The organism is Acinetobacter sp. FY731 (assembly GCF_059515905.1).
Genome location: NZ_JCAKNB010000004.1, coordinates 334140 through 350919, shown reverse-complemented (window position 1 = coordinate 350919; position 16780 = coordinate 334140). Strand labels below are relative to the sequence as shown.

The 16780-nt window shown below is 35.9% G+C and carries 14 protein-coding genes; 8 read left to right on the top strand and 6 right to left on the bottom strand.

The features are described 5' to 3' along the window. Positions 1-60 precede the first annotated feature (60 nt). Both AC5YC8_RS07770 and AC5YC8_RS07765 read right to left on the bottom strand, forming a co-directional pair. Positions 61-435, bottom strand: coding sequence for an MCR_0457 family protein (locus AC5YC8_RS07770; RefSeq protein ID WP_496164113.1), 375 nt, complete (start codon positions 433-435; stop codon positions 61-63). A gap of 176 nt (positions 436-611) precedes the next feature. Continuing rightward, positions 612-980, bottom strand: a complete 369-nt coding sequence (locus AC5YC8_RS07765; RefSeq protein ID WP_496164112.1) for an MCR_0457 family protein — start codon at positions 978-980, stop codon at positions 612-614. 108 nt (positions 981-1088) lie between these two features. On the opposite strand from AC5YC8_RS07765, the gene surE reads away from it, so the two are divergent. From surE to AC5YC8_RS07750, 3 genes are all read left to right on the top strand, one after another. After that, positions 1089-1856 carry a 5'/3'-nucleotidase SurE gene (surE, locus tag AC5YC8_RS07760; RefSeq protein ID WP_496164111.1) on the top strand — a complete coding sequence of 256 codons (768 nt, stop codon included), beginning with the start codon at positions 1089-1091 and terminating at the stop codon, positions 1854-1856. 188 nt (positions 1857-2044) lie between these two features. Beyond that, positions 2045-2857, top strand: a complete 813-nt coding sequence (locus AC5YC8_RS07755) for a peptidoglycan DD-metalloendopeptidase family protein (protein ID WP_496164110.1) — start codon at positions 2045-2047, stop codon at positions 2855-2857. A 93-nt stretch (positions 2858-2950) separates the two neighbouring features. After that, a complete protein-coding gene (locus AC5YC8_RS07750) occupies positions 2951-3880 on the top strand; it encodes a LysR family transcriptional regulator (protein WP_496116878.1) in 930 nt (309 codons plus the stop codon). A gap of 91 nt (positions 3881-3971) precedes the next feature. Here AC5YC8_RS07750 and AC5YC8_RS07745 read toward each other — a convergent pair whose 3' ends face one another. Further along, positions 3972-5183, bottom strand: coding sequence for an aspartate aminotransferase family protein (locus tag AC5YC8_RS07745; protein ID WP_496116879.1), 1212 nt, complete (start codon positions 5181-5183; stop codon positions 3972-3974). A gap of 200 nt (positions 5184-5383) precedes the next feature. Here AC5YC8_RS07745 and grxD point away from each other — a divergent pair, with 200 nt between their 5' ends. Further along, on the top strand, positions 5384-5725 hold the full coding sequence (grxD, locus tag AC5YC8_RS07740) for a Grx4 family monothiol glutaredoxin (RefSeq protein WP_166323214.1): 342 nt from the start codon (positions 5384-5386) through the stop codon (positions 5723-5725). Positions 5726-5775: 50 nt separating this feature from the next. Here grxD and AC5YC8_RS07735 read toward each other — a convergent pair whose 3' ends face one another. After that, entirely contained in the window at positions 5776-8394 is a 2619-nt protein-coding gene (locus AC5YC8_RS07735; RefSeq protein WP_496164109.1) for a Lon protease family protein, read from the bottom strand. A gap of 183 nt (positions 8395-8577) precedes the next feature. Between AC5YC8_RS07735 and AC5YC8_RS07730 the strand changes: the two genes are divergently transcribed. The 4 genes from AC5YC8_RS07730 (at position 8578) to rpmE (ending at position 12701) form a co-directional block, all read left to right on the top strand. After that, a complete protein-coding gene (locus AC5YC8_RS07730) occupies positions 8578-10731 on the top strand; it encodes an AmpG family muropeptide MFS transporter (RefSeq protein WP_496164108.1) in 2154 nt (717 codons plus the stop codon). Position 10732: 1 nt separating this feature from the next. Beyond that, positions 10733-11134 (top strand): lactoylglutathione lyase, encoded by a 402-nt coding sequence (gene gloA, locus AC5YC8_RS07725; RefSeq protein ID WP_496116882.1) that lies wholly within the window; start codon positions 10733-10735, stop codon positions 11132-11134. 153 nt (positions 11135-11287) lie between these two features. Beyond that, positions 11288-12268, top strand: coding sequence for a bile acid:sodium symporter family protein (locus AC5YC8_RS07720; protein WP_496164107.1), 981 nt, complete (start codon positions 11288-11290; stop codon positions 12266-12268). A gap of 205 nt (positions 12269-12473) precedes the next feature. Further along, positions 12474-12701 carry a 50S ribosomal protein L31 gene (gene rpmE / locus AC5YC8_RS07715; protein WP_496116884.1) on the top strand — a complete coding sequence of 76 codons (228 nt, stop codon included), beginning with the start codon at positions 12474-12476 and terminating at the stop codon, positions 12699-12701. 177 nt (positions 12702-12878) lie between these two features. Here rpmE and AC5YC8_RS07710 read toward each other — a convergent pair whose 3' ends face one another. Continuing rightward, positions 12879-15047, bottom strand: a complete 2169-nt coding sequence (locus AC5YC8_RS07710) for an EAL domain-containing protein (protein ID WP_496164106.1) — start codon at positions 15045-15047, stop codon at positions 12879-12881. Further along, positions 15029-16774, bottom strand: coding sequence for a cyclic-di-GMP receptor FimW-related protein (locus AC5YC8_RS07705; RefSeq protein ID WP_496116886.1), 1746 nt, complete (start codon positions 16772-16774; stop codon positions 15029-15031). The genes AC5YC8_RS07710 and AC5YC8_RS07705 overlap by 19 nt, the downstream gene beginning before the upstream one ends. Positions 16775-16780 lie beyond the last annotated feature (6 nt).

Here is a 16780-nt window from a genome sequence, read left to right as displayed (position 1 = left end):
GTAAGCTGACTTCTACGGGAAAAATCAGCTAATTTTCAAAACTATTGTAACGAATATAAATTAATTGTTATAAGTTGCGACTTCTTTGCAAATAGCCTTGTTTTTTTCGTCCCCAGCTTTTTTTGCATCAGATTTCGCTTCATCTAAAATAGGTTTAAAACTGGTTTGTTTAGATAATAAATTTAATGCTGCAACTGGATCTTTTTCTGAAGCTAAGTATTCAGTTACTAGGTTCTTATAGCCAGCATCAAATTGTTTTTTATCAGACACTAGGCTAGGGCAAATTTCAGATAAAACATAAATTGCAGCCAGTTCTTGATGAGTGACATCTTGAATTGGTGTTACTTCAATGTTTGCATCTTTTGCATTGGTTACTTGGCTTAACATTAAGCTTAACGCAATTGCGCTCATTGATTTTAAAATTTGAGATTTCATAACGAATATTTACCTAAAATTTTTGTATATATTTTTAACGCTATGATGATTGTCTATTTTTATAAAAATGAAAAGATGCTGAGTGTATAAAAGATGTTGAAAGTGCAAAGATTTTGCAAAAAATATGGATAAATTGTGTAAATAGGTTGCATGATCTTTCATACAACCTAAAAGTTTTACATTTCGATGCTTAAAACTTCTTCACAAGCAAGTTTGTTTTCTTCTTTAGAAGTACTTTTAGCTGCGTCACGAGCCTCTTGAATTAAGCCTTTATACTCAGCATCTTGCTGAAGTTTTTCTAGTGAAATAGATGGCTCTGAATAATCGAGTAGATATTCTGCGATCAGATCTTTCATGTTATGTTCAAATTTGGCATTTTTACCAATAAAAGCAGGGCAAACTTCTTGCATTACTTGTGCAGAAGCAACATCTTCTTTAATCATACTGTTTTTTTCAGTTGCGCTTAAATCAGTGGTTGCATGGGTCATAGGTGCTATAAGTAGAGTAAGTCCGAATGAATAGCACAATGCTTTAAAAGTTTGCATTTTAATCTCAGTATTTGAGTGGAACTGTAAGCAACAATATATATAATATTTATTATATTTCAATAAATTGAACTTATTGGTCAATAAATTAATAGATAAGAGATTCATGTGAATATTCTAATAGCAAATGATGATGGTGTTTTTGCACCAGGTATACAGGCTTTAGCTCAGGCATTGAAACCATTGGGTCGAGTGGTTGTAGTTGCACCTGAAAGTGAACGCAGTGGTTTTTCAAGTGCATTGACGCTAGATCGACCATTACGCCCAATTCAAATTTCACAGGATGTTTGGGCTGTAAATGGTACACCTGCAGATTGTGTATATTTATCAATGAATGGTCTATTCGATTTTGAATTTGACTTGGTGGTTAGTGGTATTAATAGTGGTGCTAATTTAGGCGATGATGTTTTGTATTCAGGTACAGTTGGTGCGGCTTTTGAAGGGCGTTTGATGGCACAACCTGCATTAGCTGTTTCATTCTGCGGTGCGAATGTACGCTCTTATAATGAAGCGCAAGATTATGCTGTTGCAGCACAATGGGTTCATGATTTTATTGTTCGTGGTTTACCTGAACTACCACCACGTCATATTTTAAATATTAATATTCCCGATGTGGCTGAATTAAAAGGCTCAAAAGTTACATATCAAGGTCGACGTAGTCAGTCTAAACCTATTACAAGTCATGTCGATCCACGTGGACGTCAAGTATTTTGGATTGGGCTTTCTGGTGAATCGGTAACAGAACAGAAACAAGGGCTCAATAATATAGAGTCTGATTTTTTTGCTGTGGCAAATGGTTATGTCAGCATTACACCTATTCAAATGGATGCGACGAATTATTCAATTTTAACAAAGTTAAATGGTGATTTAGCTTGATGGTTTCAGGCCGATTAAAGTCCTAAGAACGTATTGTATTTTTGCAATAAAAGCAAAATGTGAATAAATAATGAGCATGATTGTTATAAGTTTGTGAAAAAGTACTTTCTATAGAATTTTAAAGTACTTTTTTTTGCTACTCTTAGTGTTAATGTGTGGAATTGATTGAAATTAGCGGGGGAAGATGAATGCATTTGGTGTCAAATTGTCGTGGACTGACTATGCCTAAACTATTAAAAACGATTGTAATCTCTACAGCGATGATTACTACAGTTGTATTAAGCGGTTGTGCTTCTAAACCACAAATAAACAATGCTACACGTTATGCAGCAGCGCCAAATTACTATACTGTGCGTACAGGTGATACATTAAGCGGTATTGCGGCGCGTTATGGCTTAAGTTATATCAGTGTTGCAGAGATGAATGATATTGCAGCACCGTATCGTATTTATGTAGGGCAGTCTATTCGCTTGAAAAAAGGGAGTGCACCTCGTACTACAAATACACAGGCTATGACACAAGCAGCACCAATTCAACGTCAAAAAATTGATCTTCCAACAGCAGCAACACAAACGGTAAAACCAGTAACACCGGTTAAGACTCCAACAGTAAGTGCAAGTTCTGCATCAAGTTCTTTGCGTTGGGTAAAACCAAGCAATGGCTCAATTATTTCTAAATTTGATTCTGCATCAAATGTAAAAGGGATTCGCTATAGTGGTAATGTAGGTGATCCAATTTATGCGGCAGCAGATGGGCAAGTAGTTTACGCGGCAGATGGTCTTAAGGAGTACGGTAATTTAGTCTTGGTTAAGCATGTAGATGGTTATATTACAGCTTATGCACATAACAATAAAATGTTAGTGAAAAGTGGTCAAAATGTAACTGCTGGTCAAAAAATTGCAGAAATGGGTTCTACAGGTACATCTCGTACAATGTTAGAGTTTCAGGTTCGCCTTGATGGTAAGCCAATCGATCCCGCAAAAATTTTACCAATAAATTAAATTTTATAATGCAAAACATAGATTTCACCGTATAATACAACGAGTTGCTTTTAATATTATGTTGAAGCTTCTCGTAATTTCAGAGGGAAATTTATGTTAGATCAACTTCGTGCAATGGGCGTATTCGCGTGCGTTGTTGAAAAAAGTTCGTTTAGTGGTGCAGCTCGTGAATTAGGAATTACAACGAGCGCAGTCAGTCAACAAATTCGTTCTTTGGAAAATGATATGGAGGTTACACTTCTACATCGTTCTACTCGGAAATTGAGTTTAACTGAAACAGGACAGGCTTTTTTCCACAGTTGTAAAGAAATGTTGGCTGCTGCTGAACGTGGGAAAATTCGGATCAATGAGTTACGTGATGACCTTGTGGGTGAATTGCGTTTAGCAACGACTCCAGAACTTGCTGCGAATCATGTAATACCAGCATTGTCACAATGGATATCTGCACATCGAGGTTTGGCTGTTCATATTGAAGCTGATAATCAATATATTGATTTAATTGAAGGTCGTATTGATATTGCACTTCGTTTAAGTTTGAAAACTGAAGATGCTAGTTTGCAGGTTTTTCCTTTAACTCGTGTAGAACAAGTATTGGTTGCATCTCCAAGTTACTTGAATCAATCAACACCGATTTCTCGTCCAGAAGATTTTCGTAATCATGATTTAATTCCTGTAAATTTACAAAAAAATGCTCAGAATTTTACATTTCAGCACATGAATACAGCTGAAACGATTAATTTGGACATGGATTCACGTTTTACAACGAATAATGTAATGGTTGCGAAGGCACTATGTTTGCAAGGTTATGGTATTGCAAGACTGACATATCTTGATGTGCAAAATGAATTAAGATCTGGTGCTTTGGTTGAAGTATTACCTGAGTGGAAACTTCCAGCATTTACTTTAAATGCTATTACTTCTAAACATGATCAACAACCAATGAAAATTCATCGTTGTTTAGATGCTTTGAAACAGTATTTTGGTCCGCTTTCTACAGGACGTAGTTTTCAAGAAGTATCTTAATTTACGTGTATAGTAAGTTAAGTAAAAAGATAGATTGTAAAAAAGCCGCGAAATGCGGCTTTTTTAGTTAAGGTGTTTTACAAAAACGTATTTATGCTAAATAAGTTTTAACCATTTTTACAATGCGTTCAATAAGTTGATCTGCTTGAGCTTGATCGATATTTAATGCAGGAAGTAAGCGAATTACAGAGCCTGCTGTTACATTAAGAATTAATTTATATTCATCACGTGCAATATCAACCAATTCTGGACAAGCTTTTGGTAATTCAATACCAATCATTAAGCCAAAGCCACGTACAATGACATTTTGATCTGCAAGTTGCTGTTTAAGCTGCTCAACAATATAAGCACCCATGTTGGCAGCATTTTCAACTAAGTTGTCTTTTTGAATAGTATCTATCACTGTATAAACTACACGTGAACCAAGTGGTGTGCCGCTATAAGTAGAACCATGGTTACCCGCAGTTAACACCCCAACGCCACGGCCTTGAGTCATTACAGCACCAATAGGGAAGCCGTTACCTAAGCCTTTTGCAGTGGTAATGACATCTGGAATAATATTGGTATGTTGGTAAGCAAAGTATTTACCTGTACGACCGTTACCTGTTTGAACTTCATCAAGCATCATTAACCAATTATGTTGGTTACAAATTTGACGAATTTCTTCTAAGTAGCTAAAGCCTTGAGGTGCAGTATTTACGCCACCTTCACCTTGAATAGGTTCAACTAGAATTGCCACGATATCAGGATGATTAATGGCTGCTTCTTCAATAGCTTCAATGTCACCAAATGGAACACGAATAAAACCTTCAACAAGTGGACCAAAACCATCTTGAACTTTTTTATTGCCTGTTGCAGAAAGTGTTGCCATTGTACGACCATGGAATGAATGATCGGCTACAATTATTTTAGGGTTTGCTACACCTTGCATGTGACCAAATTTACGCGCAATTTTAATTGCACCTTCATTTGATTCTGCACCACTGTTAGAGAAGAAAACTTCTTCCATACCTGCAACTTCTGCAAGTTTTTGGGCAGCAGCAGTTTGCCAAGGCACTTCAAATAAATTACTTGTGTGAATTAAAGTTGATGCTTGATCAACAATAGCGGCAGTAACAGCAGGATGTGAGTGACCTAAACCACAAACAGCAATACCTGTAAGTGCATCGAAGTATTCGGTACCATCTGCTGTATAAAGATAAGAACCTTGTCCTCGGACAAAGCTGATCTTCTGACGGCCAAATACAGGCATCAAGTGTGATGGTTGATCAGTTTGCACGGGAGCAAAGGTAATGTTATTCATGGCTAACTCTTATCTGTTAGTTGATTGGGAAATTTGGGTATTAATACCAAATAGATCAAAGGTATTAAGATGTTCTATATAAGCAAAATCTGTCTTAAAATTAAAGCCCGATTGTAAATAAAAATGGATTTATTACTTTTGACATACTGTTTTGCGTAGATTTGGGTATAATGCGAAGCAGAATTATTGAGGATTTATCAATGACTGAACAAGCACGCGATACCGAAGCGTTAATTCGTGACCAAATTGCTAAACATGCAGTTCTTCTTTACATGAAAGGCACACCACAATTTCCACAATGTGGTTTCTCTGCACGTGCGGTAGAAGCGCTTAGTCAAATTGGTCGTCCATTTGCGTATGTAAATATTTTGGAAAACCAAGATATTCGTGCTACTTTGCCACAAATTGCAAATTGGCCTACATTCCCACAATTGTGGATCAATGGTGAATTGATTGGCGGTAGCGATATTATGCTAGAAATGTTCCAAACTGGTGAATTGAAAACATTAGTTGAACAATATAGCGCGGCACCTGAAGCTTAATTCAGTTGTTGAAGCAAAAAAAAAGCGCCTCTAGGGCGCTTTTTTATTATTTAAATTTTACTTTCATCTGATAGATGTTCTGAAGTTTCAGGTGTGTGTTCAGCATCTTTTAGCTTTGCTTTTTTCTTGTCCTTCTTTTTTTTCTTCTTTTTCTTTGGCTTTTCTTCTTCAAGCTCAGCACCATCTTCTATTGCTTGCCAGTACTCGAGTTGTTCCATAACGGCAGCATAAATAGAGTTTTTGGTATATCGACCTTTTTTATCCAGTGTACCTACAGGGCGAGCCATCAGAATTTCAAGTGCTTGATCGATCGTATCAATCGCATGAATGTGGAATTGACCTTCGGTTACCGCTTCAATTACATCTTTACGGAGCATGAGGTGTTGCATGTTTTGACGAGGAATAATAACGCCTTGTTTACCCGTGAATCCTTGAAGCTTACATGCATCGAAGAAGCCTTCAATTTTCGCATTGACACCACCAATAGGCTGTACCTGACCTAATTGATTCATGGAACCAGTAATTGCCCAAGATTGATCAATTGGTAATTGGCTAATTGCAGAAATAAGTGCTGAAAGTTCGGCAACTGTTGCGCTATCACCATCTACTTGACCATAACTTTGTTCAAAAGCTAATGCAGCAGAGAAATGTAAAATTTGTTCACGGCCAAAGTGAGCTTTTAAGAAACTTGACATCAATAGCACGCCTTTGGCATGTAAAGAGCCACCCAGTTCTACACTGCGTTCAATATCTAGAATATCGCCACCACCTTGATAAACTGAAGCAGTTAAACGAGAAGGTAAGCCAAATTCTACATCTGCATATTGAATGACAGAGAGGGCATTAATTTGTCCTAAGCGATGTCCGCGTGTTTCTATAAGTTGTGTACCACGGGATAAATCTTGCCAATACAATTCGCGTAAATAACCTAAACGATATTTACGATGGTCTAAAGCTGTATTGATATGCGCTTCTGTGACCATTTTATCATCTGCTTTTTCTGCATGATGATGTGCTTCACGAATGAGATCGCCCAAGGTTAAAGCATGAAGTGATAATGAACTTTGATCTTCAGCTTGGCGGCTTGAATCTGTAAGTAATGCGGCTAATGCGCTACGGTCAAAAGGCAGTAATTTATCGGACTGAACATAGTCTGCAATAAGTTGCATATAGGCTTGTTCGTTTAATTCATTGCGCTGTAAGGTATCCGTAAAGTCTGCACGAATTTTGAAGATGCTACCAAGTTCAGGCTCAAGTTCTAAAATTTCATAATAAATTTCAGGTTCTGCAAGTAATATCACTTTAATATTTAAAGGAATTGCGGCAGGTTCAATAGAAATGCTTCCTGTTAGGGTAATCATGTGCTCTAAAGAGGAGAGTTTGAGCTGTCCCGATTTAAGTGCACGTTTTAGGCCTTGCCATGCATAAGGTTGTTCTAATAATTGCTCTGCTTCGAGAATGAGAAATCCGCCATTGGCTTTATGCAGTGAACCAGAACGTATTAAGGTGAAATCTGTGGTAATGGTGCCATTTTGAGTAAGTTGTTCTACATGACCCAATAAGTTGTAATGCGTTGGGAAATCTTCAAATACGACAGGCATACCAGAATTAGGTTTATGCGTTACTACAATATTGGCTTGATAGCGTGGAGGTACACGACTAAATAGCCCCGCAGTAAAGTCATCTTCTTCTTGTTCTAAAACAATTTCAACATTATGAATAATGTCTTCGGCATAGTGTTTAAGATAGTCGGCTAAACCAGCTACATCTTTAAACTTATTTAACAATGCTTCAGTACGAGGAAGAACAACTTGTTTTGCAATATCACGGTTTAACACCTGGACTTTGTCACGAGCATGATCTTCTAAATCACCCAAATGCATACCTAGTCGTTCAAGCTTTTTATCCATATAACGAATGTTTGCAGAAATTTCAGCACGATCTTTGTTGTTAAGTGCATTGATTTCAGTTTGCGTCATTTCTTGCATTTTATTGTCTTTTAAATGCATTGGAACAAAGCAATGTTCTTCATTGTTCGAGATAAGTTTTAAATCTAATTCTTCGCCTTCTTTAGTAAGCTCAATAAGTGCAAGATGTTGTTCATCTCCCGTTTGTTGACGAATCATTTCAATACGGTTGTGATACGTTTCTGCGGTAAAACGACGTTCAAGCTGTTTGAGTACTGTTTGCCAAGTTTGATGTAGTTGTGCTTGAAACTTGGGTGCTTGTCCTGCGGGCATTTGTAGCGCAATAGGTTGGCGTGGATGTTTAAAGTTATAAACATAGACCCAGTCATTAGGCGTAGGCATAGTTTTCGCATGTTGTTGAAGCAAACGCTTCACCATTGTACGTTTGCCTAAACCTGCTGTACCTACAGCAAATATATTGTATCCAGAATATGGTAGTGCAATGCCAGCTTCTACAGAGGCACGTGCTCGGTCTTGTCCCAAGAAATTATTTAATGGTTTGATACGTTTTGTTGAAGAGGGAATTTTTACAAGATCAGGTGTATGTGTAAGCTGAGACGCTTCAAGCTTAGTTTGAGTAAGCGTAGGAAGGATTTCTGTTTGATCAAATGCTGATATCAGGTTAGTTTGAGTTGTATCTGAGGTTATGTTTGTTGTGTTGGCAGCGACAGCAGTTTTTACTTGATCGAGTTTTTTCGGCACAGTTTTAGGTCCAAAACAAAATTAAACATGAGAAGTTTAAGATATACAGGTTTAAGGGAAAAATTCAAGCAAACATAAAGTTTTTCGTCATAAAAAGATGAATGTTTTCATAAATCATGTTGAATCTATTTGTATTAAGCGTTTGAATAGCAATTATTCATTTTTGCAGAAAATAAATAAGTAATGACAACACAAACTAAGGATTGGAAATCGGCTTTTACTGCATTTTTAGACCGACGTGCATTAATTATGCTGTTCTTGGGTTTCTCTGCGGGTATTCCAATTTTACTCATTTTTTCTAGCTTATCTTTATGGTTAGGTGAAGCAGGAATAGATAAAAGTGCAGTGACATTTTTTAGTTGGGCGGCACTCGGTTATTCGTTCAAATTTGTTTGGGCTCCCTTAGTTGATGAACTTCCTGTACCTATTTTAACGAAGTTATTAGGTCGGCGTAGGGCTTGGTTGCTCATTGCGCAATGCTTAATTATTTTAGCTATTTGTATTATGGCATTTTCAGATCCTTCTTTAGGGCAAGGCTATATTTATCAAATGGCGGTAGGTGCAGTATTACTTGGTTTTTCTGCCGCAACGCAAGATATTGTGATCGATGCTTATCGTATTGAGCTTGCTGAAACTAATATGCAAACGGTGTTGGCATCTACCTATAACGCAGGTTATCGAATAGGGATGATAGTTGCTGGTGCTGGAGCATTGTTTCTAGCTGCATCTTTTGGAACGGCAAAAGGGAATTACATTTATAGTGCATGGAAAATCACGTATTTAATTATGGCTGCGGTGATGTTGGTCGGAATCCTGACAACATTATGTATTCGTGAGCCACAAGTAGATCGTATTCGTAAAGAATATAAACGTGGTGATTATTATCGTTTGGTCACGGTATTTTTCATTGCCGTTATTAGTTTTGTACTGAGTTATATCTATTCAGGAAACCTAACCGAAAGCTTAAAAACACAATTAAACATTTCAGATTCATTTTTATTGTTTTGTTTTGAAGTATTACGCTTTTTGGGTTCAGGTGCTGTTGCTATATTTGTGGGTTCTGTTTTAGTTAAATCAGGTGCTGTGAATAAGCAAATGGCGTATGAAACTTGGGTTCATCCTATCGCAGATTTTTTTAAGCGCTATGGGGTAAAACTTGCTTTAGTTTTATTGTTGCTGATTGGTTTTTACCGAATTTCAGACATTATTGCAGGTGTCATTTCGAATGTCTTTTATCAAGATTTAAACTTTACGAAAGAACAAATTGCAGAAGCTGTAAAAATTTATGGTGTGATTTTTAGTTTAATTGGCGGTTTTTTAGGAGGTTTGCTAGCACAGCGTATGAACATCATGAAGCTGATGTTTGTAGGTGCTGTACTTGCATCTTCAACCAACCTTATTTTTGTTGGTTTGGTGAAGTCGGGTGAGAAACTTAATGATGTTCAAATTCACGTAGGTACTCAGGCATACGCAGCATCTGTTAATGAAGTTGGCTATTGGCAAGTGAATATTCCAAGTCAGGTTTTAGTGCAAAGTCATCGGTTAGATGTAAAAGCGAGTTATGTAAACTCTAATGAATCTATAACAGCAAACTTACCGTATTTGATTCAAAAAAATCATCAAGCTGTTATGCAACTATTGCCTGTCACAAGTGATAATACAATTTCTGCAAAAGAAAAAAATGGTAGTTTAGTTGTTCGAGGACAGTACTTTGGTGCGCCGTTAAATGATCAACAAAAAATTGTAGTGACGTTGGATGGTGAAAAACTTGATGCCAAATTAGACAAAGACGGCATGTTTAGTACGGCAATTGATGTCAAAAAAATGTTGAACTCACCATCTAAAAATATCACGGCTACACTTGTAGAAAATGACAAAACTGGCTTAGCAGTACAGCATAAATATAGCGTAGATACATCTGAACAAAAACATACTTTAGATGTAGATTTAAAACCGATCCCTGCAATTGATACAAATTCAAATGAAAGCATAAAAGTGTCAGGAAAAGTGATTAAGCCATATAGTAGCGGTTGGCTCTATTTTGCAATTATTGTTGATAATCTAGCTTCAGGTCTGGCAGGAGCAGCATTTATTGCTTTCTTATCAAGTTTAACGAGCGTGTCATTTACGGCAGTTCAATATGCAATTTTCAGCTCATTAATGACGTTAACCCCTAAGATTTTAGGTGGTTATTCAGGTACTATAGTGACTAATATTGGTTATCCAAATTTCTTCTTAATGACTACATTAATTGGTGTTCCAATTTTGGTTTTAGTTGTTTGGGTTGGAATTTTACTCAGAAACCATCAAAAACTTACTGCAAATGAAGGTGAATAGTATGCGAATGTTACATACCATGTTACGTGTAGGCAATTTAGAACAATCTTTAGCGTTCTATACTGAAGTACTGGGTATGACATTGCTTCGTAAACGTGATTATGAAGAAGGTCGTTTCACATTAGCTTTTGTGGGCTATGGTGATGAAGCAAATAATACAGTACTAGAGCTTACTCATAACTGGGATACAGAAAGTTATGAATTAGGTAATGCTTATGGGCATATCGCAATTGCAGTAGATAATGCCTATAAAGCGTGTGAAGAAATTAAAGCACGTGGTGGTAATGTTGTACGTGAAGCAGGTCCTATGAAGGGCGGTGTAACGGTTATTGCTTTTGTTGAAGATCCAGATGGTTATAAAATTGAGTTGATTCAACAAGACTCAAATGCACGAAATAACTAATAGATCTTATATCGGGTAAATAGTTTAAGAAAATAGTGAATATTTTAATAGATATAGACACTTTTTTCTAAAAGCTCAGTAAGATAGTTTATCGAAAGGTAAATTCTCATACTGAGCTTTTTAATGTCGGTTGATAAATACAAGGAAGAAGTAATGTTGAAGTTATTGGCTTTAGATCGTTTTACGATTTTATTGGTTGTAATGGTTATATTGGCATCAGTAGTGCCTGTATCGGGTCAGGCTGCATATTACTTTGGTATTTTAACAACAGTTGCCATTGCGATTTTATTTTTTTTACATGGTGCTAAATTATCACGTGAAGCAGTAGTGCAAGGGATTATGCATTGGAAACTTCATGCGCTTGTCTTTGCGCTTACTTTTGCTGTATTTCCAATACTGGGGCTAATGGCAAAACCTATACTTGAACCATTATTGGGTAGAGAGTTGTATTGGGGCTTTTTGTTTATGTGCTTTTTGCCCTCTACAGTTCAGTCTTCAATTGCATTTACTTCTGTAGCTAAAGGTAATGTTGCAAGCGCCGTATGTAGTGCATCTTTTTCTAATATTATTGGGATGTTTATTACACCTGTATTAGTGAGTGTATTTATATTGGGTCAGGTCAAGCATGATTTTGATCCAACAGCATCTATTATCCAAATTACGTTGTTACTTTTGATCCCGTTTATTTTGGGGCAAATTTTAAGACCTTGGGTATTTCCAAAAATGCAAAAAGTACCCAGCATTGTCAAAGCATTTGATCAGGGTTCAATTTTGATGGTGGTGTATGGTGCATTTAGTGGAGCAGTAGTTGCTGGTCTATGGAGGGCTGTTAGTTTTAATACGTTGGTTTTATTAATCTTGGCATGCTCAGTGTTGCTAACAGTTGTAATGCTTTTAGCCTTATATATTCCGAAATTATTAGGCTTTAATAAAGCAGATCAAATTGCAATATTTTTTTGTGGCTCTAAGAAAACCTTAGCAAGTGGTGTACCAATGGCACAAATTTTATTTATTGGTCAGCCATTAGGAATGATTGTTTTACCTATTATGATTTTCCATCAAATGCAACTTATGGTTTGCGGTGTCATTGCAAACTACTGGTCTAATAAAGCTGAAGCAAAAGAGAAAGAATAGTTCGCTTTATGTAAAATATAAAGTATAATGTTGCCCACTTGTTGTGCTTAGCTCTGACGGTATCCGTCTCGGTGGGCCAAAAGAATGGTCTGTTGTGGTGTTGATCTGCTGAAGTAATTTAATTATTTCACCTTTTCCTCATTTTTGATGAGAGTGATCAATTGCGATGACAGCAAAACCTTCTTTAATCTTAGGAGAATCGACGATGCGCGCCGATATTCACCCAAAATATGAAAAATTAGTTGCTACTTGTTCATGTGGTAACGTAATTGAAACTCGTTCTGCGATTGGTAAAGAAACTGTTTACCTAGACGTATGTTCAGCTTGTCACCCATTCTATACTGGTAAACAGAAGAATGTTGACACTGGCGGTCGTATCGACAAGTTCAAACAACGTTTCTCTGGTATGTCACGTTCTATCAAACGTGGTTAATACTGAAGCGAAAAAAACGGGCTTTAAGCCCGTTTTTTTGTGTCTAAAAGAAAGAATAAAAATAAGATTTAACTATTCATATTGGATTGAAAATAAAAAATTAGCAATATTTAAAACCTTTGTATTTTATATTTCAAAAATGACAAAGGTTTAAATAAAGAAGCATGTACAAAAACTTTACGAGTCTTGTACATCAACAAGTTGGTCTAATTTTTTCTGGAAATAATCACCTTGAATAAAACGAGCTTCAACATTCCAGGCATTTGCAAATAAGTTCATATCGTTTAATTCACGTAATAGCATTTGTGCTGGACGAATTTCTTGGAAAGCTAATAGCTTTTCATTGAATTCTTGCATGGTTGTTTCATCGGCTAGCATGTGTGTTAAATCTGAATGTAATGATAAACACTCAACATCAAGTTGTTTTAGAAGCGTTTCACTATACATTGAGCGACCAAAATTACGGATTGCAATTTGTGCGCCGTGCGAGCGTAATAGGGCATACTTCTTCTTCACTTCATCAATATATTGATGTACATCTTCTTCCGCAAATTGAAGAATAAGAGGGTGTTCAACTGGGCTACCAACAATAGTAATTAGTTTGGATACAAACTCTGGGAATGCGTTGTCTTGAAGTAAAATATGTTTGTTTAAGTTGATAATGAGTTTAGCACTCGGATATTGAGTAATAAAATTATGTAGCTGTTTACACGCTTCTACTAAAATCCAACGGTCAAGTTTGATAGATAATTCAGGGTCTTCTGAAAGCTCTAAAATATCATTACAGTTTTTCCAAGTTGTTCTATCAATAAAACTACTTGTAACCTCGTAGGTATAAAGACTTGTATCTTCTTTGTCATATAGTTGTTGATATTTAAGATGAATTTCACCTTTGTTTAGGCATTCTGTAAGTCGACCAAGCGTACTGTCAAGTTGCGGGGCAATGAATACGGATTCATTTGGTTGAGTAATTGCAGGAGTTGGGGTAAGTGCAATGATAGGACTTTCTACTTTGGTTGTAGGAATTTCAATATTTGGTGCGAAGTCTGTGTCTAAGGCAAAATCTACGGTTGATTGTTTGCATGGTACTGGAAGCTCAGTATTAAATGCTTGAGCAATGTGATGATCAAAAGCTTGTTCATCTTTAATACTATTCTCTAATATGCTAAAGCCCATACGTAAGTTTAATGGATAAGATGAACCATTAACTTCAATAAGTTGAGGCTTTGAGAGTGAGCTCAAAGCAGATAGTTTTGAGTCTAAAACAGCTTGTGAGTCTGCTTGAAATAGACCGATATAGACAAGGGTGTCGACTTTGAATAAAGGAACTTGAGTTTGTTCTTTTAAAAAATTACGAATATTTTGGAAATAGGCTTTAGATGTAAACCAATCTAACTGAAAAATTTGTTCTGGGCATGAAGCCAAAGAAAAAATGACTAGGGCATTTGCAGTAGCTGGCTGCTTTTGCAATACACGATTGATTTGTTGGAAAATATGTGTATTTTGTGGCTGTGTTTCAATAGTTGTTGCAAGTGAAGAAGATGTTGTTTCAATATCGATTGTAATTTGAATAGCATCTTCTTCTGTTGCTTTTAGAAATTCTACATTGAGAGGGTTTTTACTTGATATATTGCTATTTAAAGATTCTAGGCTAAATGAGCCTGCTTCTAGTTGACCTTGAGTTGCTTTTTTTATACGCGTTTTTAATTCCGCAACATTTTTAGGTTGAAGTAAATCAAGTAAAGGTAAGCCAATAATTTCATCTTCAGATTTAAAGCCAAATAAGTCTAAATACTCAGGATTCGCTTGAATGTGAATACCTTCTTGTACAAGAGCAAGTGCTTTATTGCTGTCTTCAACTAAAGATTGTGCTTGAGTTTGAGCTGTTTCTAACTCTTCCATCAAGTTTTCTTGCTGTTGTTGCAAGCGACTAAATGCAAGCGTGCGAATTACACCATAATAAAAACGTTCAGGATGATCGATATTAAGAACATCGTATAAACCTTTATGGATATAACTCGTGTATTGTTCATATTCGTAATCATCGGGGTTAAGTAATAAAAGAGGTAATCCTGGTTGTGATGATGAACGAATTAATGCAATGGCTTGATCTACTTTTAAGTCATAAGCACGACCAAAAATAACAACATCCCATTTTAAATTTAATTGTTTTTCGAAGCTTTTAACATCATCTAAAAGCGTGGCAACAACATTAAAGTTATTTTCTTTCAGTTGATTACAAATTTGATTAAATCTAATTTGATTATCATCGATAATGAGTAAGCGTGCTTCCGAACGTTTATGTTTTTTAGAAAATAATGGATTTCTCACTTTAATGTTTCCCATAAATCATGATGTTTTACTTCATTTAATTGTTGCTGGATAAATGTATCCAAAATTGGCTTGTGCTGTTCATTAAGCAATTCAAAGTCAAAACGCATGAAACTTTGAGTAATTAATAACGGCTTAATTAAAAATACTTTTAACTCATCCGAGCCTAAACGAAGTTGAATAGATTGCTTGTCTTTTAATAATCCAATTCCTGGCAAAATGAGAGTAGTGGATGTTTCATCTAATTGTGTGTTTTGCATAATAAGAGCAGGGTGGTAATGTCCTGTATTCCGATCGACTTGTAAGAAACATGCACATGGTGCAATGTCTTGTGCAAGGATTTCTAGACCAAGTTCTAAACTTTGTTCGGAAGATTGTTTAATCCAACGAATAACGCCACCACGCCATGGGCTACGTGAGTTTTCTTGGACTAGAATGAATTCACCAGTTTTTAAATTTTTGGGTGTTTCTCCAGACCATTTAATACGATAACCATTGACACTAATATCAAGAACATCGACTTGAAATATTTTTTTTGCTTCTCGATCTGTTGTTTTAACTGTTTTGTCATTTAGTGAAATTGAATGATCATTTGGGTCTTCAAATACACTTGCACCTTTAATTTGGTAATTAGGGCCTAGTGCCAATGTTTCATTGAAATTTTTGGCTTTAGATAGGTAAAAATGAGCAGCACTTAAGCCAAAACATATTTTAATACGTGCATTATATTCATACCGTTCATGACGTCTTTCTGCTGTATTTGTTAAAATATTATGCAGATGAAAATGTAGAGCAGGTGTTAAAAATAGCTTCTCATTAGAAGACATTTTTTCATTTTTTCGCCCCTGATTTTCATTCAAATATTCAAGTAATGCTTGGGTTGAAATATAGATATTTACACTGCAATCTGAGTTTTGTAGGGTGTTGAAAATAGGAGCATGATCTTTAGTTGAGTCGACAATATAGCGAGATAGCGTAGATTCTTTAGGCAAAATTTGAATGAACTTTACCCATTCATAGCTACATAAAAATAAGCCCTGAATTTCAGCTGGACGAATTTGATGAGTATTAAAAATATTAAGCACAATTAATTGAGCATAAGCTTGATTAATATTTTTAATTTGATGTTTTGTACCTAATATTTGGTTAATGTTGGTCAAATTGTAATTGTGCTTCATTGCTGTTGCTAAAAGCGTATGCGTGATAAGCCATTGACCAGGGAGGGCTGTGTTGTACAGCATCTGTTGTTGGTAAAATAATAGAGCAAGTTGTTGCAATGCGTAATAGGTTGCAACAATTCGAGCAGTCTGTAAGTTCTTTTTCAGTTTAAAAGAAAATAAAGAAAAATTTTGACTTTCTAATTGATGATTACTGCGCTGAGCAATATCTATATAAACTTTAGATAAATGAATTCTTAAAGATAAAGCCAATTCAATAATTTGTTTATTACGGCTATCTGAAATAAGAGATTGATTAAAGAAATGTTTCTCTAGACTGTTTAAAATATTATCGATAAGAGGGTGAATCGCTTGAGTTAAATCAAAGCGAAGTGTTTCACTACAGTTAAGTTTAGATATTTCTACAAGTGCATTAAATAAAGCACGTGCCGAATCTCCCAAATGATGAATTTCTAATTGTCCCGACCATTGTTGAATGCTTTTTACAGAATTTTGGCAAAAACTAAGTTGATCCAATGTTAATTCGTAGGTCGTTTGAAAGATATCGTTCGACTTTATATCCATAGTTCT

Coding starts and splice junctions, on each gene's coding strand:
- AC5YC8_RS07770 (WP_496164113.1), bottom strand. CDS start 435: ATGAAATCTCAAATTTTAAAATCAATGAGCGCAATTGCGTTAAGCTTA.
- AC5YC8_RS07765 (WP_496164112.1), bottom strand. CDS start 980: ATGCAAACTTTTAAAGCATTGTGCTATTCATTCGGACTTACTCTACTT.
- AC5YC8_RS07755 (WP_496164110.1), top strand. CDS start 2,045: ATGCATTTGGTGTCAAATTGTCGTGGACTGACTATGCCTAAACTATTA.
- AC5YC8_RS07750 (WP_496116878.1), top strand. CDS start 2,951: ATGTTAGATCAACTTCGTGCAATGGGCGTATTCGCGTGCGTTGTTGAA.
- AC5YC8_RS07745 (WP_496116879.1), bottom strand. CDS start 5,183: ATGAATAACATTACCTTTGCTCCCGTGCAAACTGATCAACCATCACAC.
- grxD (WP_166323214.1), top strand. CDS start 5,384: ATGACTGAACAAGCACGCGATACCGAAGCGTTAATTCGTGACCAAATT.
- AC5YC8_RS07730 (WP_496164108.1), top strand. CDS start 8,578: ATGACAACACAAACTAAGGATTGGAAATCGGCTTTTACTGCATTTTTA.
- gloA (WP_496116882.1), top strand. CDS start 10,733: ATGCGAATGTTACATACCATGTTACGTGTAGGCAATTTAGAACAATCT.
- AC5YC8_RS07720 (WP_496164107.1), top strand. CDS start 11,288: ATGTTGAAGTTATTGGCTTTAGATCGTTTTACGATTTTATTGGTTGTA.
- rpmE (WP_496116884.1), top strand. CDS start 12,474: ATGCGCGCCGATATTCACCCAAAATATGAAAAATTAGTTGCTACTTGT.
- AC5YC8_RS07710 (WP_496164106.1), bottom strand. CDS start 15,047: ATGGGAAACATTAAAGTGAGAAATCCATTATTTTCTAAAAAACATAAA.
- AC5YC8_RS07705 (WP_496116886.1), bottom strand. CDS start 16,774: ATGGATATAAAGTCGAACGATATCTTTCAAACGACCTACGAATTAACA.